Origin of the sequence: Heyndrickxia sp. FSL W8-0423 (assembly GCF_038009395.1) — a bacterium.
Lineage (GTDB): Bacteria > Bacillota > Bacilli > Bacillales > Bacillaceae_C > Heyndrickxia > Heyndrickxia sporothermodurans.
Window position 1 is genome coordinate 3,061,394 of record NZ_JBBPBE010000001.1, and the last position, 24,886, is coordinate 3,086,279.

Genomic DNA, 24,886 nt, shown 5'->3' on the forward strand with positions numbered 1-24,886 from the left:
GAAGGAATTTATTTCCCTCACTTTTACTCACCAAATTTAGTTGCTTCGACTTTAAATAATTGGTTATACTTCTCATATTTATCCCATTGATTTAAATATTTTGCAAAAAACTTAGCTTTATAAAATTTATGATACGAATTCAGTTCACCTTCAATCTTTTCAAAGGCGCGTTCCAAATTGGAGTATTTTTTTAACCAAGGTAAACCTGTATTAACAAAAGCATTTCTAATATCATAAACTACATCTTCAATATTACTTCCATTTGGATGAAACCACCATATACTTTCTAACTTTTTATTATCTGTAATTTGGTCATAAATTTCATTATTTTGACAACATAATTCCATTTGCAATTGGCATTCATAATATTTCGGGAAATTTTCAATCCTTTCAATGTCATCCGATAATGGAGGGATAAAATCATAATATATCCCTACCGTCGCATTTAGTGATTGAGCAGGCCAACCTGATAATTCGGAAGTGTATTTCCCCACATGATGAATATTTAAAACCCATATACAATCATTATGAAGTGCGTAATAATTTCGGCTGTTAATACTTGAAAATCCAAATTCCTTCAAAACCGGAGATAGAATTCGTTTTATTTTTTTATCAATTTTCTTCCGAACAATCAAGTCAATCCCCCCTGCTATAGTATAATGAAAAAACGTTAATTTGCTTTCAAAATATCTCCATATATATTAGACGTAATAACCGCTCAAAAAGTTGCATTTATTCTAAAAATTTCTTTTTTTACATCATTTGTTTAGTTTATTTCAAAGTCAAATAATTCAATATTACTATTCTTTTTTTGTTTGGACTGAGTAATTTTTCCTTGGTATAGATTTTGACCACTTCGTATATCCATTACAAAGAATGTATTTTTATCATTTGCATCTGCTTTTGAGGTTAAAATATATATTTTTCCATTATTAATTTTTATTACTTGATGCTGATTCCCTCCCATTTCTGGTAATGAAATTTTTCTGATTTTTTCTACTGAATGCTTATCAATGTTTACTTTTGACACTATTACATCTTTTTCATTTGTTAAAATGAAATAAATAGTACCATCTTTATCATTGACTATTTGCGCATCGTAATATTGTTTAGGAACTTTTATTTTTTCTATCTTTTCTTTTTCATAATTATAAGTAACAATTTCACTTTTAACGATTTGTTCATCAATTCCCCCATCTTGATGTTCTTGAACCTTCACGTCATTATCTTGAATGGCAAAATATTTATTAGTTATTGTTGGGTCTGTTGAATAAATCGTAACGTACTGGTATCCAGTGTGTTCATTTCCCATAAATTTAGAAGCGATAATATCATCTTTCATTATCTTTTTCTGTTCATAATCAATGGTATAGACATGTAATTCAATTTTATTTTTGTCCTGATCAGAACGTCGGTTATTTTCCGTAATTACTTTTAATTCATTTCCTACACGTTGTACGTCATGAAAATAAACTTCTGTGAATTCTTTATAGTTTGGAATTTCAACTTTAAAGGAATTTTTCTTTTTATTTTTTTTATTTAAAATTGAGAAATCCAATGAATATTTATTGTAACGTGGATTTAATTCTGTATATATGAGTAATTCATTATCTTCATATATTGAATCAAGGTCATGTTTTCCCCTCATAAAATTCCGATAGTTTTTCCTTAATTCTAAAAGCTTCCCTTTTTCTAAATCTAGCCTTTCAAAGATAGATCTTTCACTAAAGTATGTTGTTCCCTTCTTCGTAGCTTCAAAATTCTCATTCGTATTGCCAATATGATAGTTTCCGCTTATTACGACATTTTTCAGTTCATCATCATTTCCACTAACTTTGACGATTTTCACTTCTGGTAAAGAATTTGCTGCTGCAGTATAAATATAAAATGCACCGATGGTACAAAACATTATTGCTATAATAACAATTGAACTAATATAGCGTTTCATATGATCCTCCCTTAAACTGATACCTTTTTCTTTAATAGGAAATTACTAACAAGTAATGAACCGATAAAAACGATAATCCCCATTACTATTGATAGTAGTAGTTTTTCAATCCCATATAAATAATCTTTTTGTAAAATCATTTCCACAAGGAAAGGAGAAAAGAAGACAATAGATGCCGCAATTGCATACAATACTCCAAAAATGATTCCTTTTATTCGATAACTTCTCTCGAATAAAATACCAGTAAAGATAACAAATACTGCCATTAATCCTGTTGCATAATAAAGTATAAATTCAATAAAAGAGCCTGGAATTAATAAAGATAATTCAAATGATGATCCTAAAATTTCTTGTACGTTCATTTTATTAAGAAATTCAATCGAAACAAGCCAATTTACCATTGCGTTTTCAATTGGAAGTAAAATTAGTTGAAAGGCAACTAAACCAAGAACAAATATAAGAATTGTCAATCCTTTTGACAAAATAATATTTAATCTTGAGGTTGGAAGCATTAATAGTCGATAAATAAAAGTATTTTTTCCGAACCAATCGCGATACCAGATGAAAAAAATGTAGAATAATATAGCTGTAACGCCAATACCGATTGGTGCGAAAAACCACAAACTCCGTAATATATGAGTAAAATCAAACAATCCATACTTATGGACATATTGAACAACAGACAAAGATTCATCGTGCATCATACGCTTTGAATCATTCATAAAACTTAATGATATGACAAATACGCCAACAAATTGAAAGATAACTGTAATCAGTAGTAGGACAATGTATATCTTTTTAAAACGATTCATTTCAAAGTTAACTAATTTTAAAAACTTGTTCACGGTTGGTACACCTCTCTCATGACATCAACAACGGATTTCCCTTCAGAGAATCGAATTTCTTCTGTATTAAATTCCTTTAGAACAACACCATTATCCATTAATACAACTTTATCAATTAAATGTTCAATATCATTAATTTCATGGGTAGTGATAATAACTCCTCTATCCTCAATCAGATGACTTGTGAAAACCTCCGCTATTTGTTCACGACTAAAAATATCGATTCCTGAAAAAGGTTCATCCATTAATACATAATCAACATCAAGACAAAGTCCTAATAATAAATTAACCTTTGCTACGTTTCCTTTCGATAAATCGGATATTCGTGTATGCCTATCTAACTTAAAAAACGTTAATAAATCATCTGCTCGTTTTTGATTCCAATTTTGATAAAAGTCGTTCATAAATACCATCGCTTCACGAATCGTCATTTGCGGCAGCATCGTAATTGCATCAGGGATAAACGTAATTTTTTCATAACTTGATTTTGTTAACTTTTCTCCATCAATTAAGATCGTGCCGCTATTTATCGGTGTGAGTCCTAAAATCGCTTTTAATGTGGTCGTTTTACCTACCCCGTTAATCCCAATTAAACAAGTAATCTCGCCTTTATTGGCAGTGAAAGATATGCCATTTAGTACTTTCTTGCGACCAAATTTTTTCGTGACATTTTTTACTTCAATCATTCTGCTTCCATCCTCCCTTTTTCTGTAGAAGTGTATTTATCTTTTACTAAGGTGAGAATCTCCTCTACCGGCACATTAATCGCCCGTATTGATTCCACAAAAGAATCAACAGCTTCCACAATAAGTTCTGATCTTAATTTCCCTAGTATCGCTTCATCATTTGTTATTCGACTTGGGTGGTTTCTTTCAGTATGAATCAACCCTTGTTCCTCCATTTCTTTATACGCCCGTTGAGCTGTATTAGGATTAATCTTTAACATGGATGCAAGCTCCCTTCGAGATGGAATTTCTTGCCCCGCCCCTAAATTTCCAATCGCTATCTGTTCCTTGAAATACCTTACTACTTGAGCATATACAGGATCACGATTATTAAAGTTTATTTTCATTGAAACATCTCCTATTTATTGTGTGTATTAATTAGTTCATACACTTTGATTAGAAAGATGTATGTATTATTCAGTTCATACACTTCATATGTGTATTATATGTGTAATACACATTTGGTGTCAACAAAATTTCAAAAAAAATAGCCAGTAAATTATCCTGGCTAAAAAATGGATTATATCATTCTACTTATCGGCAATTGTTTAATGAAGTAATTAACAAAAGCATCCGATTCTAGTCTTGCTGTAATATATGGAGGTTTAATATTTATCATCCCTTCAAGAGGGAGACCTAACCAAAAAATATTTTGGTCTATTATTACAAATGGGAATGGCAAATGATCTTTAATCTGTTCGTTTGGCTGGATATTTTTCCATTCCTTTGTTGAAATAATAAGCAATCTAACTTTTTTATCCCTGTTATTTAGTACATCTTCCCATTGCTTAGAAAGAGTTGCATGTTTTGGCAATGAGAGTATGATAATGTCCTGTGCAGTATGAATATCGATAAATACTTGATCCAATTTACGTGCATAGATCCACTTTAACTTAGGATGTGAGTGTCTCACCCACTTACCAATATCGTTCAGTGAAACCGTTTGGCCTAACCGATCTTGATGTTCTACTAATTGTCTTATTGTTTTATTACGAAATACATGATGGCGAATGAAATCTTTATTGGCTATGTGGATAAACTTTCCCTTTGCTCTAGTCATTGCGACATTTATTAAACGTTCACTTTCACTCCCGGAAAGAAGCATACTTGGACGTGTTTGAGGTGATCCATCAACCGTATCGAATATGATTAAATCCTTTTCACTACCTTGAAAACGGTGTACAGTTGCCGAAACAATATCTCCATTAAGCGTTTCTGCAGGATAAAGATCCATCAGTAATTGATCCATTAGAGTAGCTTGTGCCCGATATGGGGTAACAAATCCTATCGAAGAAATGCCGGAGACAAGAGATTCATGGATTAACTGAAAAGATAACAAGAGGTGAAATGGATTTATTTTTGATTTTGATATTCGTTCACTAATACAATATGAACCTGAAAAACTTGTATCCAGTAAAATAGATGCGCGGTTAGGAAAGGGAAAATTCCGCGCGATCGACTTTCGCATCTCTCTTATTTTTTCGTGATCCCCAACCAATGATTGATAAATATATCGATTCGTAAAAGCGGAAATGTCCGGGTGCATTCTTCTTTGTTCTTTTAGCAAAAATAAATGTGGATGCAATTGATCTTCGTTATTCGTATAAACGACATTAGCTTTATGAAAGATATCCTCTCTTAGCCATTTGTTGACTAAAGAATGTCTTGAAGATGCAATTGGCGGCAATTGTTTAAAATCACCGCAAACAATGACTCTTTTGGCTAAAGTCGCTGCAAAAGCAATTTGCGGTATATAGGACATACTTGCTTCATCAATAATTATTAGATTGTATTCTTGCTCATAAATCGTGGGGTCTCCAGCTGCTTTTGCTAAAGTTGTTCCAATAATCCTAGCCTCTTTTACATATTCAACTTCTTTCCGCCGGATCGTTTCTAATATTTTCGCAAGTTTTCCTTCTACCTCTAAAAGCTTGTCTGTATCCCGATTGCTAAATGAATTGCCTAAATCTTTCTTTATTCCTTTTTTCTGAAGGGAAATCTGTTGTTTTTTTTCAAATAGAGCAGGTTCTCGTTTTTCAAGTAAATGCATCGTTGTTAATTGGTTCTCTTCCCGTAAATCTCCACCCATGCCAAACCGTATAACATCACCTTCAAAAAAACGATTCTTCTGTTGAACAAATGATAATATTTCATTCATTAACACATCTACGGCTTTATTACTATGGGATAGTATAAGGACTCTTTTTTCTTTAAAATACTTGTTTGCTGCAACTCTTGCTAATGTATAGGTTTTCCCCGTTCCAGGTGGCCCCCAGACAAATGTAACAGGATTATATTTTGATCGTAATACTAACTCATGAATATTACTTTTTATTTTGTTTGTTGGGTGTTTAACTTGGCTTCCAGGATCCATTAACTGCTTTATACTAATTCTTTTTCGCTTATTTTTCTTCGCTTCGTCTAAACGATTTATAAGTTGTTCTAATAATTCCCATGGATCATGGTAAAGAAAAGCCGTGCTGATAAGATCACCGATATATTTATCGAAACTTATTATCATGTTTTTTCCTTCTGAAGAGAGGATTCTTCCGTTATACTTATTTTTCTCCCATTCAAGACGTACAGATGCACCAATTGGAATTTTCAAACTTACAGCCGTCTCAAAATAATAAGTATATGATGAATCATTAGAAACTAAAAAACCATTTGAAACATGATATTTTGTACTCCCGTATTTTTTCAAATGTTGAATTTCTAGTTGTAAAGCATGCTGCCATTCTTTTATTAATAGCTTAGTATTTATAGTCATTGGTATTGCAATCCCTTTTAAATATTTTGAATCAGGTCAATTTGATTGAACCCATATATTTTACCGTATTCTGCTTTATATATAAAATTAGTTTTATATTCTTATTTTTCAAACCTATTTATTGCTATATTTACGCTAAAAATGATATTATCCGATTAAGCTCGATATTTATGGAGGTACATAATGGACAATCAAGTAGAAAAAGCAACTTTTGCAGGCGGCTGTTTTTGGTGTATGGTCAAGCCATTCGACCAATGGGATGGAATTGAAAAAGTGGTTTCCGGTTATTCTGGAGGTCATATTGATAACCCAACATATGAGGAGGTTAAAGCAGGTAACTCCGGACATTATGAAGTTGTTCAGATTACCTATAATCCAAGCATTTTCCCTTACGAAAAATTACTTGAAATTTATTGGCAGCAAATCGATCCTACTGATGATGGTGGCCAATTTCATGATCGCGGAGATTCCTACCGGACAGCGATTTTCTATCATTCTGAAGAACAAAAGCAATTAGCAGAAAAATCAAAACAACAGTTAAGTGAAAGTGGAAAGTTTAAAAAACCAATTGTGACGCAAATACTTCCTGCTGCTACCTTCTATCCTGCTGAAGATTATCATCAGGATTATTATAAGAAGAATAAAGATGACTACATGGATGATAGGAAGAAATCAGGTCGTGATGAATTTATTTCGGCACATTGGAACGAAGAAAAATAAGTTCAGAGAAAAAAAACAGACTCAAATGAGTCTGTTTTTTTTAAGCATTATTATGCTTTTACTACGTTAGCAGCTTGAGCTCCACGTTGACCTTGTTCAACGTCAAAAGTTACTTTTTGACCTTCTTCAAGTGTTTTGTAACCTTCGCCTTGGATCGCTGAGAAATGAACGAATACATCGTCTCCGCCTTCAACTTCGATGAAGCCGAATCCTTTTTCACTGTTGAACCATTTAACTGTACCTTGTGTCATGTAAATCTTCCTCCTAGTGTGCAATACACACATTGTATTACTATCCTTGCTCAAGTGATATTAGGCGATAAGTTTGAAAACACTATCTTTTCCTTACATACCGAACAAAAATAATTCTTCTTTAGAATAACAGAAGTAATTCAATTTAGCAAGTAATTGGTAAACAATTTTTTGTTAATTTTAAAATTAATCTTTAATAATTCAGCCTTTTATGTGACCTTCTCTTTATACTTCTTGTAAAATGCAAAATTATTTTTTGACATGTAAAGCCGACTAACAAAATCACCACTAATAATAATGTAATTGTTGCACCTGGTGGAGTCCCTAACGAGTATGATGAGATAAGACCTGTAAAGATACTAAATAAAGAAACGATCATCGCTGTGGCAAAGACCATTTTAAACCCTTTCGTTAATCGTATCGCAAATGCTGCAGGTAAAACTAATAATGCTGAGACGAGAAGTACGCCAATGGTTGGTATAATTATCGAGATCGCTAAACCGGTAATAATGCTAAATGATAAAGAAAGAAGATTCGTATTAATTCCACTTGTAAATGCCGTATCCTCATCAAAAGTCATTAAATATAATGGTCTTCGCAAAATAAAGAAATACAATAATATAACAATAGTCACACCTACCATCGTATAAACTTGCGTTGCGCTAATCGTTACGATGGAACCAAATAGGAATTGATCAATATTTGTTGTCATCCCCCCATCTGTAATGCTCATTAAAAATAAAGCAAAACTGAGACCAGCCGCCATTAATATCGCTATCGAAACCTCAGAGTAAGTATGATACGCTCTACGCATATACTCGATGCCAATCGCCCCTATTACTACGACGACAATTGTTGAAAAAGTTATATTCGAATGAATAAAAAATCCAATGGCTACCCCTGCTAAAGAAATATGTGAAAGTGTATCTGCCATTAATGCTTGTCTTCTTAAAACGAGGAAGACACCTAACAGTGGAGCAATGATCCCGATTAATCCGCCAGCCCAAAACGCCCGTTGCATGAATTCAAGGTTAAACATTTCCAACCGCCTTGCTCCCCTTTCTCTAAATGGATGATTTTATCAAGATAATCTTCCACCTCGTCTTGATCATGTGTAACCATTACGACTGTTCGATTATGCTTCTTTACTTGGTGACTCATAAATTCATAGAATCCTTTCCTGCTTTCGAAATCCATTCCTGTTGTAGGTTCATCTAGAACTAATAAGTCAGGTTCTGAAGCTAATGTTCGAGCAATACAAATTTTTTGTTTCTGCCCACCGGATAATGCTCCAATCTTATGATGTCTATACTCCCACATCCCAACCATCTCAAGAGCGTTCTTAACTTGTAAATCATCATTTTCATCAAGACGTTTAAACCATTTTCCTCTTGGATATCTTCCAGACCGCACAAGTTCTATCACTGTGCTTGGAAAACCTACATTGAAAGAGGCAATTTGTTGTGGTACATATCCAATAGTTAGGCGCTTTCCATCACAATTTTTCTTACTAATGTTAACTTCGCCTTCCCAAGGCTTCAGTAAGCCGAGCATTACTTTAAGCATAGTTGATTTAGAAGCGCCGTTCGGGCCTGTAATTCCTACAAACTCCCCGCTATTTAATTCAAAGGAAACCCCATTTAATGCTGGTACATGTGTATAGCCAAAAACAATATTATGTAATGAAGCTAATTTCATATCGACCATCCTTTCTACAAAAAAACAAGAAAAAGCGTGCGTAATTAGGATGACACACGCTGTAAGAAAAATAAAAATATACATTAACTATCATTTTAATCAAATAAGGACTTTTTAATCGCGTCAAGATTTTTTTGCATGACACTAATATAATTCATTCCTTTATCTTGCTCTTCCTTACTTAATCCTTCTAACGTATGAAGTACTTCCGTTTTTGCACCAATTTCTTTAGCCAATGTTTCGGCAACTTTCGGTGATGCCAGTTCTTCAAAATAGATTACTTTAACATGGTGTTTAACGGCAAATTCTTTTAGTTCCCCTAATCTTGCCGGGCTTGGTTCCTGTGAAGGCGACAATCCAGCAATTGGGATTTGTTTCATTCCGTATTCTTTTGCTAAATATCCAAATGCCGTATGTTGAGTGATAATCTCCTTTTTCTTAGCATCCTTTAAGGTTTCACGATATTGATGATCAAGTTTTGCAAGTTTTGCGACGTACGCATCACTATTTTTTTGATAAAACTCTTTATTTTCCGGATCAGCCTTTATTAGAGCTTTAGTGATCGTTTTTACTTCTTGCTGTGCCAACACTGGATTTAACCAAACATGGGGATCAAATTGATGATGTCCATCCCCATTCATTAAATGAATATCACTACTTGCTTCAACAAAAGAAAGATTTTCATTACTTACACTATTTTTGATTGAAGGAACCCATGTCTCGAAATATTTACTATTAAAAACAAATATATCCGCTTTTTGAATCTTTCCAACATCTTTCGGTGTAGGTTCCCAATCGTGTGGTTCAACGTTTGACGGAATTAATAACTCTATGTTCGCTTTATCCTTAACGATGTTTTTAGTAAATTCATACATTGGGTAAAATGTAGTAACAATTTGTAATTTATTATTACTTGAAGCGTTTTTATTGCTTACTTGATTGATAGTGCCACACCCACCAACAATTAAAAAAGTCAAAAGTAATAGAGATAAAATAATAGAATAGTTCTTTTTTCTCAAACATACTCCCCATTTCTATAAATAATTTGGAATTGTTAATCGGTATTATTACGATTTAGCTTTCATAAATATTAGCTATTAATCTTTTTATAGACAATTAGCATTTTTTCTTCGAATAATCTAGTTAAAGACTGCAAAAATCGATAAAACAAAATCATTACGATTTATATTTTCAAAAAGATTTTCTATTTAAATGATCCTTATATATAATAATACGTAATCATTCTTATTTGCAAGTATTTTTTTCTATATATTTATTATTAGTTAATTTTACATATTATCTTTTTTTATTAAATTAATAAAATTATTCAAGATGGTTGCTGTTAAACCCCATATTGTCTTATCTTCAAAATAATAAAATAGTTCATCCATTTGTCTAGTTTGCCAATTATAATTTTCACCACCAATGATCAAATGAAAAGGAAAGTTCTTTTCCGGTTCTACTTTAAAATTTATTTTAAAACACTCGGGTTCTATATTTTCAAAAAATGATAATGGAATAGTAAAGATTTCGGCTACTTCAGATGGATTCGGTTGAATATTTTGGATTTCGTTAATAAGGCCTGCATACGGATAGATTATCGTACCATATGGAGAGATTATATAATCTAACGGAAAAATATGTTGTATATTTTCTTTTTGTATCCCAAGCTCTTCTCTTGTTTCGCGAAGCGCTGTTTCCATCGAATTTACATCGTCTTTATCAACTTTTCCTCCAGGGAAGCAAACTTCTCCTGGTTGTCTTCTCATATGTAAGGCACGTACTTCAAATAATATATGATATTCGTCACCTTTTTTTAAAACGGGAAGAAAAACCGCATATTTTGCGAACTTTTCCTCACCAATTATGGACGGGACGCGGTTTGAATATTTATCAAACAAAAGATCAATACGCATCGTTTTCCTCCTCTTTTATTTATAAATCTTACTACTTGTCCTACTCTTAAAAAACGCTTTTTATTTCTACATTTTCCGGAAGTTGAAATGGATTATCAGGATTAATATGATCATAGAACATAATTCCATTTAAATGATCGATTTCATGTTGAAAAACAATTGCAGGATAACCACTTAGTTTAAGTACTACTTCTTCCCCGGTAATGTCATATGCTCTGACTTTTATACGCTCATATCTTGGCACATATCCCGGGACAGCGCGATCAACAGATAGGCACCCTTCACCTTGTTGTAAATAGATCATTGTTAGTGAGTGACTAATAATTTTCGGATTGAATAAAGTGTACTCATGTTCACCCTTATCATCAACAATATAAGCAGCAAACATTCGTTTATCTAAACCGATTTGATTTGCAGATAATCCTACCCCTGACCGTAGTTTATATTTTGCAGCTATTTCAGGTGTTTGACTATTTTTTAAATATTGAAGCATACATAATAATGTTTCTTTATCCTCTTCACTCGGTGGGATGTCAACCTCATCCGTCACTTTTCGTAAAATCGGTGCACCTTCTCTTACGATATCTTTCATCGTAATAACATAATTTTCATTAAACTTACCCATGCAGTACATACTCCTTTTCTAAAAAAAATTAATCCATTTTTTATATCTTCACTAACTCATTTTGTCTAATTTTGCTGAGTATTCCTATTTAGCAATATCGCCAATCTCGATTGCACATAATGTAATCAAAAATACACCCTCTTTTAAAGCTAATCTATTATAAATAGTATCAAATAATTCCACTATTTCATAACAATTTATACTAATTAAAAGGTAGTCAAATGATTATTTGACTACCTGGGTAATGGATAACATCGTTATTGGTTAACATAATCTGATTACAATCTACTTCTTACTTTTCTGAGAACAATAGTGATTAACTAATTCTTCAATTTGATCATGTTCTGGAAAATCACCAGTAAAATCGAATTGAATTTCCTCAATGAATTGTCCATTTTTATAAACATGAATTGCACCATCTTGATTTACTACACTAAATTCAGGTTCGAATACGTAACCATTTCTCTCAATTGCCCCCATATTATTCATTTCCCTTCAAGATTATATAAGTAATTCATACACTTCATTTAATTGAGTAACACGTATTTGATCCTGTTCGTCTTGAGCATATCGTATTTCTTTTTCCAACACTGAATTTAGAAAAGCTGTCTCTTCTTCTGACAAGGTACGAACAAATTCCATCTCGTTTTGGTTGGTATTTGCTTGTAGCTTTTTGTATATTTCTTCCCAAATCGAATGATTTAAATGATTTGATAAAGATTCTCGTAAATAAGCTAAAGTCGTGTCCAAAAAATCACCTCATTTTTTAATTTGAATACTTCTTCCACTTATATTGGATTATAAACAAAAATTCATACATTCATTTAATTGCGATTATGCACTGATGCTATCATTTATCACATTTGTTTTTGGGCGCGATACATAGCTATGTAAGATCATTCCAATAATAACGAGTAGAATTCCAAATAATGATAACTTAGAAGGCAACGATGTATGCAAAATGATTATTTCACCAATTAGCGCGAACAATATTTCAACTGATTGAGTTGCCTCAACGGCAGCAAGCTGCGAGGAATTATCTTTTACTAAGTCAGTAGCATTAAAAAATAAAACTGTCGCAATTACTCCTGAGGAAATTGCTACAATTAAAGATTGGTTAGTCTGACTAATAGAAGGTAATCCATCAGTTAGAACAGCGTAGATAGACAAAACGATCCAAAATGGCAAACTGGCAATGGTCATGCCAAGGACTCGTTGAAATGCATCAAGTCTTCCCTTACAAATCTGCATCATTTTACGATTACCGAGAGGATACGCAAATGATGCTATAACAACTGGTATAACGACAAGCATAGTACTTTTAAAAGAGATTCCTTGACTTTGATCCAACTGCATACAAAACACGCCAAGTAAAATAATTACAGACATTGCTAAACCTTTTAGTGGTACCTTACCTTTTATAGTTATCGGACCATTTTCAGTTTGCACAGTTTCACTTATAAAAGGTACGAGCAATGATCCAGATATAATGGTGATTTGCCATGTTCCTGCTACAAGCCAGCCAGGTCCGAAAGCCGAAGAAAAACATAAAGGTGCATAAAATAATCCGAATCCAATAAAACTCCAAAGGAACCATTGAAATGGATGCTTTTTCATTTCAACAAATAACTCTTTTAAATTCTTTCTTAACATAACAATAATGAATAAAAACGGTATCATAAAAAAATATCGTAAGGATGCACTCCATAACCAATTTCCACCCGATAATTCCATGGAACGATTAAGGACAAACGTAACAGCAAAAAAGAAAGCTGCAGCGATACCTAATAAAATTGCTCGCATTTGATTGGTCCCCTCCATTAAAAAACTATATAACAAGAATATTCTTTAAATGAAAAAAAATCTAGAGAATTTTTCTCTAGATTTTTTTTCATTAAGTATGAAGTCATTATTACTTAACTAACATAAGCTATAATTCCTTCATCATCATTTAATTCTAATTCTAATGCAACCGACATTGAATCTAGACCATGCTCTGTGCCAAGCCAATGACGAAGTGCCTCAATTAGGTTAAGTTCAGATAATTGTTGGATTCGATCATTCATTTCAATCTCGGCTGAAAAGCCAGTTTCGTCATCATAAATTAATTCAACAGAAACTTCTTCAGGCTGAATATAATATTTGTCTGCAATATAAATACAAATCGCATTGATAATATCTTGTTCATAAATAGCCGTCTTTTCCATATTAATTATACCTTTTTGTTTTATTTCGTTTAAAGAAACTAAATATCCGAACAATGATCATAATAACACCTATTAAAATGATAATATTAACAAATCCAGCTAAAATTGAGCCAAATGCTCCCATTCCAAGGTGTCCAAATAAATTACCGATTAATAATCCACCTAAACCGCCAAGTAGCATTCCTTTCATAAATCCACCTTTGTTGCTATTATTCGTAAATGATTTATTAGTTGAATTCGTTCTAGTATCTTGTTTAAACTTATTCGTTGTACTCTTATTTGGTGAAAATTGATTAGAATGTGACGGGCTGAAAGATCTTTTACCAGAACGATACCCTTTTGCAGCAGCATCATCTACATATCCTATACTAGTTACGGTAAAAATGAGTGTAAATACAGTTAAAAACATTAATAATTTTTTTCTCAAATCAATTCTCCTTTATTTAAGTTTTTAAGAGAGTTTATTTCTATTGTTCTCTTAAACTTTTTAAGTTCCTATGAACTTATTATATGAACTTATTTTATTAAATGCAAGTATTTTCCCTACATACAAAAAAATTGTCACAACTCTTTAAAAAAGAGCATTTGACAATTCAAAATACTAATCATAAGATAAGGTCAAAAGAACTTAAAAGATGGAGATGAACTCATGCTCACATTTCAATTAACGAGGAAAGAGATGGCTGACATCTTGGTAGCTCTAAAAGGATGGGGGAATAAAAAACCTCTAACTATTTTGCGGGATGCATGGATTCGGTCAAACAAAATTTCTATTGAAAATGAAAAACCGATGACAGCCTTTATTACAACAATTCTAGCGCCGATTTTGGACAAGGTCATTAAATTTGAAAAGGCAGAACCGGCTTTTTCTATCAATGAGATTGTCGCACTCGGAAACCAAATTGAAAATACAAACTTTACGACGACCGCTGTACAAAATTGGGTAAAAAGAGATTTAAAAGAAATGATTTCTTCTCCTCAAATAGGAAAAAAGTATTCATTAGAACAAACAGCATTACTTTTTCTCGTTGAAGATTTAAAAACAGCCTTAGATTTTGATTCCATTCGAAAGCTTTTGAAACTGGTCGTTAATGATCCCGAAAACGAGAATGATGATCTTATAAATCCAGTACACCTATATGCATGTTATTCTACATTATTTGACCATATCAATCACGGTACTTATAAAATGACAAATTATTCAATTAAAGACATTGAAAATATAATAGAATCTTCTGCTAAACAAATGGTTGATGAGTATACACATTTAAGTAAACAACAAAAGGAAGCAATTAGAAATACCATTGTTATTGCTACCCTATCTGTTTACACTGCGTATTTTCAAATGTATGCAAGAAAATATTTATCAGCAACATTATTTTTACAAGACTTTACTACACCTTAATAATGGTTTTGCACTAAGGGGATATCCACTTAGTGCTAAATGCAAACCAACTAAGATGAACACTCCGATCAATTCTGTTATAGCAAAAAACATTAACTACCAATTCACAATTTCCTTACGCTCCCCTTTACTATTTCCTTTTTTAGCAAAGCGCTTCTTTAATTCTTCTTCAATTTCTTCTAATTGGATATTTTGATTAGCTAAAAGAACAAATGTGTGATAAAGGAGATCACTACACTCATTTATTATTTCTTGGCTGTTTTTATTTTTTGCAGCGATAACAACTTCACCTGCTTCTTCAATCACCTTTTTTCCAATTTTGTCAATTCCATTATCAAACAAATAATTTGTATATGAATTTTCAACTGTATTTGTTTTTCGATCAATAATTTCATTCATAACTTGTGTATATATTGACGTTGAAAAATCGTTTATGTTTTTCTGTTCTAAAATGTTTTTGTAGAAACATGTATACTCTCCAGTATGGCAAGCTGGTCCAAGTGGTTCTACATAGATTAATAAAGAATCTTCGTCACAATCTGTTTTTATTGAGATGACGTTTTGCTTATTTCCTGATGTTGCTCCTTTATTCCATAATGTCTTTCTCGATCGTGAATAAAACCAAGTCTCTTTTGTTTCTATTGTTTTATCAAATGCTTCCTTATTCATATAAGCGAGCATTAATACATTATTTGTATGTATATCAACAATAATTGCCGGAATTAAACCTTTAGAAAAATTGATCATTTCTAATATTCACCCCATTCTTTATACAAAGTTGTTTAACTTGATTAATTGTAAACGTTTCTTCGTGAAAAATAGACGCGGCAAGTCCTGCAGATACTTGTGTATGTTCAAATAGATCAAGAAAATGCTGTGGTTGGCCGCAACCGCCTGAAGCAATCACGGGGATTGATATAGAATTGACTATTGCGTTTATCAGTGGGATATCAAAACCATTCTTTACCCCATCACAATCAACACTAGTTAGAAGAATTTCACCAGCACCTAATTTTTCTACCTTTCTCGCCCATTCAACTACGTTCAAACCTGTATCTTTCTTCCCACCATGGGACATCACATGCCAAGATCCATGTGATATCTTTTTTGCATCAATCGCGACAACAATACATTGGGATCCAAATCGAAAGGCAGCATCCTTTATTAATTCTGGATTTTGGGTAGCTGCTGAATTAATCGCAACTTTATCCGCTCCCGCAGTCAATAATGCTGTCACATCATTTATTGTGCGAACCCCTCCTCCAACTGTAAAGGGGATAAACACCTTTTCGGCTGTTTTTCTTACCATATTTATTACCGTTTTTCTACGTTCATTTGTAGCTGAAATATCTAAAAACACAAGTTCATCAGCACCATTTTTTGAATAATATTCTGCCATTTCTACCGGATCACCCATTTTACGTAACGAAACAAAATTGGTCCCTTTAACGACCTCGCCATTTTTTACATCTAGACAGGGGATAATTCTCTTTGCAATCATACTCGTTCTCCAATTAATTTCACTTGTCCATCATAGATTGCTTTTCCGACAATCGCTTCAGTGATCCCAATTTTTTCCAATCCCTGCAAGTCTTCCATGTTTCGAATACCTCCAGATGCCACAATATTACATCTTACTTCATTAGAAATTTGTTTAAGTTCTTCAAGATTTGGTCCTGCCATCGTCCCATCTTTTGAAATATCTGTATAAATAATCGTTTGTACCCCAAGTGACTCTATTTTTTTTGCAAAATCAATATATTTAATTTCTGAAACTGTTTCCCATCCCCTCGTTGCTACTTTACCTTTTTTCGCATCAATGCCGATGACAATATATTGATTATATTTATCAAGTGCTTCCTTTAAAAAGTCTTCTCGTTCTAAAGCTGCGGTACCTAGTACAATACGAGATACACCGATAGAAACGTATTTATCAATTGTTTCAATATCCCGTATCCCTCCTCCGACTTCAATAGGAATAGTTGAAAGGGAACAAAGTTTATTAATTAATTCATATTGTTTTGGTTTTCCTGCGCGTGCCCCATCGAGGTCAACAATATGGATCATTTCAGCTCCATCCTGGATGAAACGTAATAATTGGGATTCCGGATCACTACCAACTTCTGTCGTTTTACTAAAGTCTCCTTGATATAAACGTACACATTTTCCGTTTATTAAATCGATCGCTGGTATTATTTTCACATTCGTACCTCCTGTGTAGAGTGAAGAAATATATTTAACAATTGTCTTCCTACAGCCCCACTTTTTTCGGGGTGAAATTGCATTCCATAGACATTATCTTTTCGAACGATTGCGGGAATTTTCACTTCATAATTAGTCGTAGCCATTATATACTCATTTTTCGTTTTCACTTCGTATGAGTGGACAAAATATACATGTTTATTTTGTAGATTTTCAAATTGCGAGTTTTGTATATTCAATGTATTCCAACCAATATGAGGCAAGATAAGATTCGTTTGTATTTTTTCAACGGTTCCTGGTATGAGGTTAAGCCCTTTCGACTTTCCACCTTCATATCCATCAGAAAATAATAATTGCATGCCTAAACAAATACCTAGAACAGGTTTTCGCTTTGCCAACTCACGTAATGAATCTTTCAGGTCTCTGCGGTTTATTTCTGTTACAGCTGCACGAAAAGAGCCAACCCCCGGTAGGATAATATGTGATGCCTTTGCTAGTTCATCATAATTATCAGTAATACAAACATCATACCCTAGACTTTTAAATGCGTTTGAAACACTGGCGATATTTCCCATTCCGTAATCCACAATTGCTATCATTCGATGAACCCCTTCGTCGAATTGACTCCTGTAATCATCGGGTCAATCTGAATTGCCTGTGAAAATGCTCTACCTAGTGCTTTAAATAAAGATTCAATTTTATGATGGGTATTATCACCATATAAAACTCGTGCATGAAGTGTTATACCTGATTGAAACGCTAAAGCAGTTAAGAATTCTTTCACTAATTCCGTATCAAAATCACCTAGCTTTGAATTAGTAATCTCGGCTTCAAAATGTAAAAATGGTCGACCACTAATATCTATAGCTACAAATCCTAATGATTCATCCATAGGTACGTAAGCAGTTCCATAACGGGTGATACTTTTTTTATCGCCTAAGGCTTCCTTAATTACCTGACCTAGAACAATTCCAACATCTTCCACTGTGTGATGACCATCAATATGTAAATCTCCATCAGCCTTAACGTTTAATCCAATCCGGCCATGTTTTGCAAATAAATCAAGCATATGATCAAAAAATCCAATGCCAGTGTTTATTGAAGTATCACTTGAATCGTCTAAATTACATGAAATAAAAATGGCAGTTTCATTCGTTTTTCTAGATTTCTCGGCCGTCCGCATATTCTTCACCCTTCCAATATTACGATTAATCTTTTCCCAACCTAACTTGTACTGCACGAGTATGACCAATTAATTTTTCTTCTGAAGCAATGTTTACAACATGTGGGGCGGCATCACACAATGCTTTTTCAGAATAATATAAGTAAGTCGTTTTCTTCATAAAATCATCAACAGACAGACCTGAGGAAAATCTTGCTGTACCTGATGTTGGTAATACATGGTTTGGTCCACCAAAGTAATCACCGATTGCTTCAGGTGTATAAGAACCTAAAAAAATGGAACCTGCATTTTTCACCTTACTTAAATACGACAAAGGATTTTCTAATTGAATTTCTACATGTTCAGGTGCTAATTTATTTACAAGATCAAATGCAAAATCAATTTTACTTACCCGTACACTTGCGCTTTGCGTAGATAATGATTTTTTTGCAATTGTTGCTCTCGGTAATTTTTCACATTGCTTTACAATTTCTATCTTCGTTTCATTTATAAGTTTTTCAGAAGTGGTTAAAAGGAATGTACGTGCGTTTTCATCATGTTCAGCTTGGGCAATTAAATCCGCTGCTACATATTTTGGATTTGCTGTTTCATCAGCAATGATCGCCACTTCCGAAGGACCGGCAATCATGTCAATGCCAACATCACCAAATACGAGTGATTTAGCTGCAGCAACATATTTATTACCTGGTCCAACGATTTTATCAACAGGTGCAATCTTTTCTGTTCCATACGCTAGTGCTGCTATCGCTTGAATTCCACCTATTTTATATATTTTATTTACTCCAGAAATATCTGCGGCTACTGAAAGAATAGGTGCAATGGAATCTTCTTCACGTACAGGTGTTGTCATGATGACCTCACTAACACCCGCTAGCACAGCAGGTATAGCGTTCATTAAAACGGTTGAAGGATAACAAGCAGTCCCACCGGGTACATAAATGCCTACACGTTCAATCGGACGATATAATTGCCCAGCAATGATATCTTCAGTTAGTTCCATTATTTTAGATTGTTGAATTTGCTTTGAATGAAATTTCTTTATATTATCGGCAGCTTTTTGTAGAGATGTAATTGTTTCTACATCAACCTTAGACCATGCCTGTTTTCTTTCTTCATCTGTTACTTCCCAGTTTAAAGGAAGATATCCTTCAAACTTTTGCACATATTCTTTTAAAGCTGATTCACCCTGCAAACGAATTTGATCAATGACTTGTTTAGCAATTTTTAACGTGTCATCACTTAATGATTTAGCTTTATTTTTCGATCTAATAAATGTTTCAATAAATTGTTCACTTGTGAATGTACGAATCATTTAATAAACTCCTTTGACTCCAACAATTCGATAATAGGGGCTAGTTTTTCTCTTTTTATTTTCAATGAGGAGCGATTAGCAATACATCGTGCAGATATTGAATGGATTGTCTCTTTAACAATCAATCCATTAGCCTTTAATGTAGTCCCGGTTTCGACGATATCGATTATCGCATCAGCCAATCCAAGAATTGGTGCTAGTTCAACAGAACCTTCAAGCTTGACAATATCCACTGATTCACCTTTTTTTCGAAAATATTCTGTTGCAACAAATGGATATTTCGTGGCGATTGTTCTTTTACTCACTGTTGGTGAATGATCTTTTCGCTCTGCGAGGGCAAATTGACATTTTCCAAAAGGAAGTGCCAATAGGTTATACACATCCGGCTGATACTCAAGTAAAATATCCTCTCCAACAACTCCTAAATCAGCTATCCCATGTTCTACATAAGTGGCTACATCCACTCCTTTTGCAAAAATGAAATGAAACTGTTCTGTCTCAATTGAAAGCTTCCGCCCTTTATGCAACAATGGTTCTAAGTTATATGAAAGTGATTGAAAATACTCTAAAAATTGATTTTCTAGCCTACCTTTTGTTAAAGCAATACATATTTTCATTTTTCCACCACCTCATATGTTCCGTCTTTTTGAAGTATGTAAAGTACCTTATGGAAGTCATCTTTATTAATCATTCCATCATCATAAAATACCTCTACAATGAAATTTTCATAGTTTTTTCTAATTTTTTCTGCATAAGACAATGTTTCATCTGATGCAATAATGCACACTCTTTTTGGTATTTTATCAATTCTCAGTTGTTCAGCTAAAATGTCGACATCAAAGGCCAAGCCTACAGCATTTTTGTTTTCTCCAAATTGATCATATAACTTATCATAACGTCCACCCGAGAAACATGTTGATCCATTTCCCTCTAAAAACCCCCTAAATATGATTCCTGAATAATAAGGTAATTTTTTAACCATTCCTAAATCAACGATGACATGTATCTTGCCCGATTCATTTAGTAATTTTGCTAACTTTTTAATATGTTTAACGATTTTTAGAAGAGCGGGGCGATTTTTCCATCGTATCTCATATTCATTCAATACCTCATCAAAAGGGCCAAAAGCATCAATTAAAACAACTAATTCCGATGCAATATGTTCTTTTCCGTTTCGTGCCGCTAATTCATAAACTTTGTCTTTTCTTTTATCATGCATGGCGAGCTGTAGTGTTTCTATTTCTCCATCATTTAAATCAAGTTGGTTTATTAGAAACTCAAAAATACCAGTATGTCCTAATTCAATTATGTAATGGTTAATAGTTAATTCATCGAGAAAGTCTTTTGTCAGTAATAAACATTCACTTTCCCCTTGAAAATTAGGAAAATTAATAATTTCGATACCTACCTGTCGACTTTCAACACCAAGTTTATTATTTTTGAATATTGATCCTTGATAGGCCCATTTTTCAGGGGATTTACTATGCTTTGTTAAGGCTCGTGCAATCGCAGTCGTCCAATCAGGACGTAATACTACAATTTCTCCTTCGCTATTAAACCATTTCATTAAACTTTGAAGGGACATTCCTACATGCTTGTTTGTAAATATACTCGCATATTCAACAACTGGGGTAGAGATTTCCTCATACCCTCGTAATGTAGTAACCTTTCGGAATGCTTCGAAGACAAAATTTCTGTTTGCAACCGTTTTTCCAAAATCATCCTGACTTCCAATTGGTAACAACATTTTAATTCACTTCCTAAGTTCTTTATCATATTATCACTCTAATATACTAAAGTATTTGAATTGTTAATACAATATCACAATAGAAAACTATTGGTCAATCCATTTTTTAAATAAAACTACAAGGTATACTAAAAAAGAGTACACATTTTAACTGTGTACCCCTTTATTTCTTATCTTTCGTATATAATTTTATCAATTATCCCATAATCTTTTGCTTCTTCAGCTGACATAAAATAGTCTCTGTCTGTATCATGTGCTACTTTTTCAATCGATTGTCCTGTTCGCTCCGCAATCATATGATTCAAACGATCTTTAAGTTTTAATATTCTTTTCGCGGAAATTTCTAAATCCGTTGCTTGACCACGCACACCACCTAATGGCTGATGAATCATAATTTCACTATTTGGTAGCGCAAAACGCTTTCCCTTAGTCCCGGCTAAAAGCAACATCGCTCCAAATGACGCAGCCATTCCAATACATATCGTCTGAATATCGGGTTTAATGTATTGCATCGTATCTAAGATGGCAAAACCAGCCGAGGTGGAACCACCAGGACTATTAATATATAGTGAAATATCCTTTTCTTGATCATCAGCTGCCAGAAAAAGCAATTGGGCGACAACACTATTAGCAACTGTATCATTTATTTCGTCACTAATCATAATAATTCGGTCTTTTAATAATCTAGAATAAATATCGTATGATCTTTCCCCATGTGATGATTGTTCAATGACATATGGAATTGCATTCATTTTTGCTTCCTCCTATTATGCTGCTTGTAAAAGGAGGCATTCCGGTTTGAAGTGTGAAGATTGTGACGGAACTGAACCTGTTTCTTTCATTTTTATCTCATAGAACTGTTTAATTAATTCAGATGGATTTTCTTTTCTTATCGCTTCGAGTATCGTTTGACGAAACATTTGATCTTTAACATCACTTATTATTGAAGGATTTTCGGATTCTTCCTTTATTTCAATGGATTTCAACCAGTTTCTACTTCTAAATAGAGACGCCTTTATAGAGCCTTCCGACATAGCTAATTGGGCAGAAATATCGGCTAAACTATATTCAAATACATCCTTTAGAAGAAATATGATGGTTTGTTTTGGCGTCAAATGATTTACCAGTTTTTCAATATTTGAATATAAATCAGGCAGACCTTTCATTGGCTCATAGGATAGTTCCTTATGTGTAGCGGTCGTTTCTTTTGTTTTCCTTAGTTGGTCTATCCAATGATTATGTGCGATTTTATAAAGAAGGGTAAGACTAATTTTATTACTATTACAGTCTTTCCCAACATACGAACGATACATTTTTATCATTGTTTCTTGGGCAAGGTCATCTCCATCCCACTCACTTCTCGTTATACTCCGGCAATACCTCTTCAAAGCAGGATACCAATTTATTAATTGCAATTGTTTATTCATCGATTCATAACCAAGCTTGGTTTTCAAAGTGATCACTCCTTTTGAACCTCTAACTAATAAACGTTTATTATCTTTAAAAAGTTACGGGAAGTTTAAAAATATTTACACGGCAACTTTTTGCTGTTTCCATTTTTTCAAAAGAACCCCATGCTTTGGCGAAAGAAATAGGGTAACTAAGAATAGTAAACCAGCAATCATGATCATACATCCTGCAATCGATGCATCTACTAAATATGCTACATAATATCCAATAATAGAACTGAGTATACCAATGATCATACTATAAATGATCATTCGATTCAGTTTATCGGTAAGTAAATATGCAGTGGCTGCTGGAACAATTATCATTCCTACAACAAGTATTGCTCCAACACTTTCGAAAGAAGATACTGTAGTTATGGAAACAAGACTCATTAATAAGTAATGAAAAAACGCTACAGGTATTCCTAACGCCGCCGCCATAGTAGGATCGAACGAACAAAGTTTAAATTGCTTATAGAATAAACTGATGACAAGAATATTTACGAAAAAAATACTTCCAACTCCCCATACCGTTGTTGGTCCTAAATTCCTTCCCCCAATCTCCAATGTATCCCATGGAGCATAAGCAATTTCACCATATAATACACAATCTAAATCCAGATCAACCTGTCTAGTGAAAAGGCTTATTAATACAACACCGACGGCAAAGAGTGCAGTAAAGACCACCCCAATCGATGCATCCGACTGTACACCGCTATTTTGAAACATTTGGATTAAAAAGACTGTAATTAAACCGATACAAGTTGCCCCCACGATCATTACGATAGAGTCTCTTGTTCCGGATAGGAGAAAGGCAATGACTATCCCTGGCAAGATTGCGTGACTTATAGCATCCCCAATCATTGACATTTTCCTTAAAACAAGAAAGCATCCAACAATGCTACAAGATGATGCGACTAATGCACCAATTAAGATAATCCATAAATGATTCATATCGTACTTCTATCCTTTACACTATGCTTTATATGCTGTTTCAAGAACGCATTTTTTGATTTCTTTCGACTTACAATCTTTGCTATCACTCCTCGTGTTGGTGCAATTACAACGGATAGAACAAAAATACATGTAGCTGCTAAAACAATTAATGGCCCAGTCGGTAAATTATTCACTTGTGTACTCAAGATAGTCCCTATCAAACCACTAATTGCACCAAATAAGCCTGAAAGCATCACCATTACATGCAATTTTTCAGTCCAATAACGAGCTGATACTGCCGGTGTAATGAGTAGGGCGGCCATTAACACTACTCCAACAGCTTGTATGCCAATCACAACAGCAATTACCATAAGTATCATTATTAATTGATCAAGCAAAGTGATTGGAAGGCCGATCCCTTTAGCAAAACCGGAATCAAAAGAAAGAAGCTTAAATTCTTTAAAAAAGAGAGTACACATAGCAATTACGAAAAGACCTATGCCAGCCATTGTGTAAACATCAGATTGTACCATGGATGCTGCCTGACCAAATAAAAATTTATCTAATCCACTTTGATTCCCACTTGCACTATGTTGAATTTGAGTTAATAATACAATACCAACCCCGAAAAATACGGTAAGGACAATTCCTAAAGCGGAATCTTGTTTAATACGCGTTTTCCTTGTAATGTAACCAATCGAAATGGTGGCAATAATTCCGGCTATAATCGCACCAATTAAAAAGTAAAAGATTGACTTTGTACCAGTTAGGATAAAAGCGAAGCACACTCCCGGTAATGCCGCATGTGACAATGCATCGCCCATCAAAGATTGTTTTCTTAAATAAGCAAAACAACCAATCACTCCACTACTTATTCCAAGTAGAATTGAGCCTACTAATATCCAAAGTGTGTTTGGGTCTTGTAACAAAGCAATTACATTCATCTGA

At 33.5% G+C, this 24,886-nt stretch carries 31 protein-coding genes; 2 read left to right on the forward strand and 29 right to left on the reverse strand.

The features are described 5' to 3' along the window. Positions 1-23: 23 nt before the first annotated feature. The 6 genes from MKY81_RS15625 to MKY81_RS15650 form a co-directional block, all read right to left on the reverse strand. Entirely contained in the window at positions 24-635 is a 612-nt protein-coding gene (locus MKY81_RS15625) for a DUF4304 domain-containing protein (RefSeq protein ID WP_170112423.1), read from the reverse strand. 131 nt (positions 636-766) lie between these two features. Next, complete coding sequence (locus MKY81_RS15630; protein WP_107920337.1) at positions 767-1,948, reverse strand: hypothetical protein; 1,182 nt, start codon at positions 1,946-1,948, stop codon at positions 767-769. Between the two features lie 11 nt (positions 1,949-1,959). Beyond that, positions 1,960-2,793, reverse strand: a complete 834-nt coding sequence (locus MKY81_RS15635) for a hypothetical protein (protein WP_066235318.1) — start codon at positions 2,791-2,793, stop codon at positions 1,960-1,962. Then, entirely contained in the window at positions 2,790-3,479 is a 690-nt protein-coding gene (locus tag MKY81_RS15640) for an ABC transporter ATP-binding protein (RefSeq protein WP_107920335.1), read from the reverse strand. Before MKY81_RS15640 ends, MKY81_RS15635 begins: the two co-directional genes overlap by 4 nt. Continuing rightward, positions 3,476-3,865, reverse strand: coding sequence for a GntR family transcriptional regulator (locus MKY81_RS15645; RefSeq protein ID WP_107920334.1), 390 nt, complete (start codon positions 3,863-3,865; stop codon positions 3,476-3,478). The genes MKY81_RS15640 and MKY81_RS15645 overlap by 4 nt, the downstream gene beginning before the upstream one ends. 173 nt (positions 3,866-4,038) lie before the next feature. Beyond that, complete coding sequence (locus tag MKY81_RS15650; RefSeq protein ID WP_341118298.1) at positions 4,039-6,288, reverse strand: AAA domain-containing protein; 2,250 nt, start codon at positions 6,286-6,288, stop codon at positions 4,039-4,041. Between the two features lie 183 nt (positions 6,289-6,471). Here MKY81_RS15650 and msrA point away from each other — a divergent pair, with 183 nt between their 5' ends. After that, entirely contained in the window at positions 6,472-7,008 is a 537-nt protein-coding gene (msrA, locus tag MKY81_RS15655) for a peptide-methionine (S)-S-oxide reductase MsrA (RefSeq protein WP_107920332.1), read from the forward strand. A gap of 50 nt (positions 7,009-7,058) precedes the next feature. Here msrA and MKY81_RS15660 read toward each other — a convergent pair whose 3' ends face one another. The 11 genes from MKY81_RS15660 to MKY81_RS15710 all read right to left on the reverse strand — a co-directional run bounded on the left by MKY81_RS15660 (position 7,059) and on the right by MKY81_RS15710 (position 14,132). Then, on the reverse strand, positions 7,059-7,259 hold the full coding sequence (locus tag MKY81_RS15660) for a cold-shock protein (RefSeq protein ID WP_058006790.1): 201 nt from the start codon (positions 7,257-7,259) through the stop codon (positions 7,059-7,061). A gap of 193 nt (positions 7,260-7,452) precedes the next feature. After that, positions 7,453-8,304: a metal ABC transporter permease gene (locus tag MKY81_RS15665; protein WP_066235328.1), complete on the reverse strand. Its 852-nt coding sequence runs from the start codon at positions 8,302-8,304 to the stop codon at positions 7,453-7,455. Next, a complete protein-coding gene (locus MKY81_RS15670; RefSeq protein WP_066235330.1) occupies positions 8,250-8,957 on the reverse strand; it encodes a metal ABC transporter ATP-binding protein in 708 nt (235 codons plus the stop codon). Before MKY81_RS15670 ends, MKY81_RS15665 begins: the two co-directional genes overlap by 55 nt. A gap of 95 nt (positions 8,958-9,052) precedes the next feature. Next, on the reverse strand, positions 9,053-9,976 hold the full coding sequence (locus MKY81_RS15675) for a metal ABC transporter substrate-binding protein (protein ID WP_107920331.1): 924 nt from the start codon (positions 9,974-9,976) through the stop codon (positions 9,053-9,055). A 270-nt stretch (positions 9,977-10,246) separates the two neighbouring features. Beyond that, positions 10,247-10,873, reverse strand: a complete 627-nt coding sequence (locus MKY81_RS15680) for an NUDIX hydrolase (protein WP_066229633.1) — start codon at positions 10,871-10,873, stop codon at positions 10,247-10,249. Between the two features lie 46 nt (positions 10,874-10,919). Next, positions 10,920-11,498, reverse strand: a complete 579-nt coding sequence (gene def / locus MKY81_RS15685) for a peptide deformylase (protein ID WP_066229636.1) — start codon at positions 11,496-11,498, stop codon at positions 10,920-10,922. A 285-nt stretch (positions 11,499-11,783) separates the two neighbouring features. Continuing rightward, positions 11,784-11,978, reverse strand: coding sequence for a YbxH family protein (locus MKY81_RS15690; protein ID WP_066229639.1), 195 nt, complete (start codon positions 11,976-11,978; stop codon positions 11,784-11,786). Positions 11,979-11,999: 21 nt separating this feature from the next. After that, positions 12,000-12,248 carry a sporulation protein gene (locus MKY81_RS15695; RefSeq protein ID WP_108071554.1) on the reverse strand — a complete coding sequence of 83 codons (249 nt, stop codon included), beginning with the start codon at positions 12,246-12,248 and terminating at the stop codon, positions 12,000-12,002. A gap of 84 nt (positions 12,249-12,332) precedes the next feature. After that, the gene (locus tag MKY81_RS15700) at positions 12,333-13,301 is read right to left on the reverse strand and encodes a DMT family transporter (RefSeq protein WP_066229645.1); all 969 of its coding nucleotides are present in this window, start codon (positions 13,299-13,301) and stop codon (positions 12,333-12,335) included. A 113-nt stretch (positions 13,302-13,414) separates the two neighbouring features. Then, positions 13,415-13,705: a DUF2653 family protein gene (locus MKY81_RS15705; RefSeq protein WP_066229871.1), complete on the reverse strand. Its 291-nt coding sequence runs from the start codon at positions 13,703-13,705 to the stop codon at positions 13,415-13,417. Between the two features lies 1 nt (position 13,706). Beyond that, positions 13,707-14,132 carry a hypothetical protein gene (locus MKY81_RS15710; RefSeq protein WP_066229647.1) on the reverse strand — a complete coding sequence of 142 codons (426 nt, stop codon included), beginning with the start codon at positions 14,130-14,132 and terminating at the stop codon, positions 13,707-13,709. Positions 14,133-14,354: 222 nt separating this feature from the next. Between MKY81_RS15710 and MKY81_RS15715 the strand changes: the two genes are divergently transcribed. Then, positions 14,355-15,110, forward strand: coding sequence for a DUF1836 domain-containing protein (locus MKY81_RS15715; RefSeq protein WP_066229650.1), 756 nt, complete (start codon positions 14,355-14,357; stop codon positions 15,108-15,110). A gap of 96 nt (positions 15,111-15,206) precedes the next feature. Here the strand turns inward: MKY81_RS15715 and hisIE are convergent, their stop codons facing one another. The 12 genes from hisIE to MKY81_RS15775 all read right to left on the reverse strand — a co-directional run bounded on the left by hisIE (position 15,207) and on the right by MKY81_RS15775 (position 24,882). Beyond that, complete coding sequence (hisIE, locus tag MKY81_RS15720; protein WP_108071552.1) at positions 15,207-15,857, reverse strand: bifunctional phosphoribosyl-AMP cyclohydrolase/phosphoribosyl-ATP diphosphatase HisIE; 651 nt, start codon at positions 15,855-15,857, stop codon at positions 15,207-15,209. Beyond that, positions 15,841-16,611 (reverse strand): imidazole glycerol phosphate synthase subunit HisF, encoded by a 771-nt coding sequence (gene hisF, locus MKY81_RS15725; RefSeq protein WP_108071550.1) that lies wholly within the window; start codon positions 16,609-16,611, stop codon positions 15,841-15,843. The genes hisIE and hisF overlap by 17 nt, the downstream gene beginning before the upstream one ends. Further along, positions 16,608-17,312 (reverse strand): 1-(5-phosphoribosyl)-5-[(5-phosphoribosylamino)methylideneamino]imidazole-4-carboxamide isomerase, encoded by a 705-nt coding sequence (hisA, locus tag MKY81_RS15730; protein WP_108071548.1) that lies wholly within the window; start codon positions 17,310-17,312, stop codon positions 16,608-16,610. Before hisA ends, hisF begins: the two co-directional genes overlap by 4 nt. Further along, positions 17,309-17,911, reverse strand: coding sequence for an imidazole glycerol phosphate synthase subunit HisH (gene hisH, locus MKY81_RS15735; protein ID WP_066229665.1), 603 nt, complete (start codon positions 17,909-17,911; stop codon positions 17,309-17,311). The genes hisA and hisH overlap by 4 nt, the downstream gene beginning before the upstream one ends. Then, complete coding sequence (gene hisB / locus MKY81_RS15740) at positions 17,908-18,495, reverse strand: imidazoleglycerol-phosphate dehydratase HisB (RefSeq protein WP_108071546.1); 588 nt, start codon at positions 18,493-18,495, stop codon at positions 17,908-17,910. The genes hisH and hisB overlap by 4 nt, the downstream gene beginning before the upstream one ends. Positions 18,496-18,520: 25 nt before the next feature. After that, positions 18,521-19,807, reverse strand: a complete 1,287-nt coding sequence (gene hisD / locus MKY81_RS15745) for a histidinol dehydrogenase (protein ID WP_108071544.1) — start codon at positions 19,805-19,807, stop codon at positions 18,521-18,523. Continuing rightward, positions 19,804-20,424, reverse strand: a complete 621-nt coding sequence (hisG, locus tag MKY81_RS15750) for an ATP phosphoribosyltransferase (protein WP_108071542.1) — start codon at positions 20,422-20,424, stop codon at positions 19,804-19,806. Before hisG ends, hisD begins: the two co-directional genes overlap by 4 nt. Continuing rightward, positions 20,421-21,554 (reverse strand): ATP phosphoribosyltransferase regulatory subunit, encoded by a 1,134-nt coding sequence (locus MKY81_RS15755; RefSeq protein ID WP_108071540.1) that lies wholly within the window; start codon positions 21,552-21,554, stop codon positions 20,421-20,423. Before MKY81_RS15755 ends, hisG begins: the two co-directional genes overlap by 4 nt. 170 nt (positions 21,555-21,724) lie before the next feature. Then, positions 21,725-22,306: an ATP-dependent Clp endopeptidase proteolytic subunit ClpP gene (gene clpP, locus MKY81_RS15760; protein ID WP_108071539.1), complete on the reverse strand. Its 582-nt coding sequence runs from the start codon at positions 22,304-22,306 to the stop codon at positions 21,725-21,727. Positions 22,307-22,321: 15 nt separating this feature from the next. Then, positions 22,322-23,008, reverse strand: coding sequence for a sigma-70 family RNA polymerase sigma factor (locus MKY81_RS15765; RefSeq protein WP_108071537.1), 687 nt, complete (start codon positions 23,006-23,008; stop codon positions 22,322-22,324). A 75-nt stretch (positions 23,009-23,083) separates the two neighbouring features. Further along, positions 23,084-23,956 carry a metal ABC transporter permease gene (locus MKY81_RS15770; RefSeq protein WP_108071535.1) on the reverse strand — a complete coding sequence of 291 codons (873 nt, stop codon included), beginning with the start codon at positions 23,954-23,956 and terminating at the stop codon, positions 23,084-23,086. Next, positions 23,953-24,882 carry a metal ABC transporter permease gene (locus MKY81_RS15775; protein ID WP_108071533.1) on the reverse strand — a complete coding sequence of 310 codons (930 nt, stop codon included), beginning with the start codon at positions 24,880-24,882 and terminating at the stop codon, positions 23,953-23,955. The genes MKY81_RS15770 and MKY81_RS15775 overlap by 4 nt, the downstream gene beginning before the upstream one ends. Between the last annotated feature and the right edge of the window lie 4 nt (positions 24,883-24,886).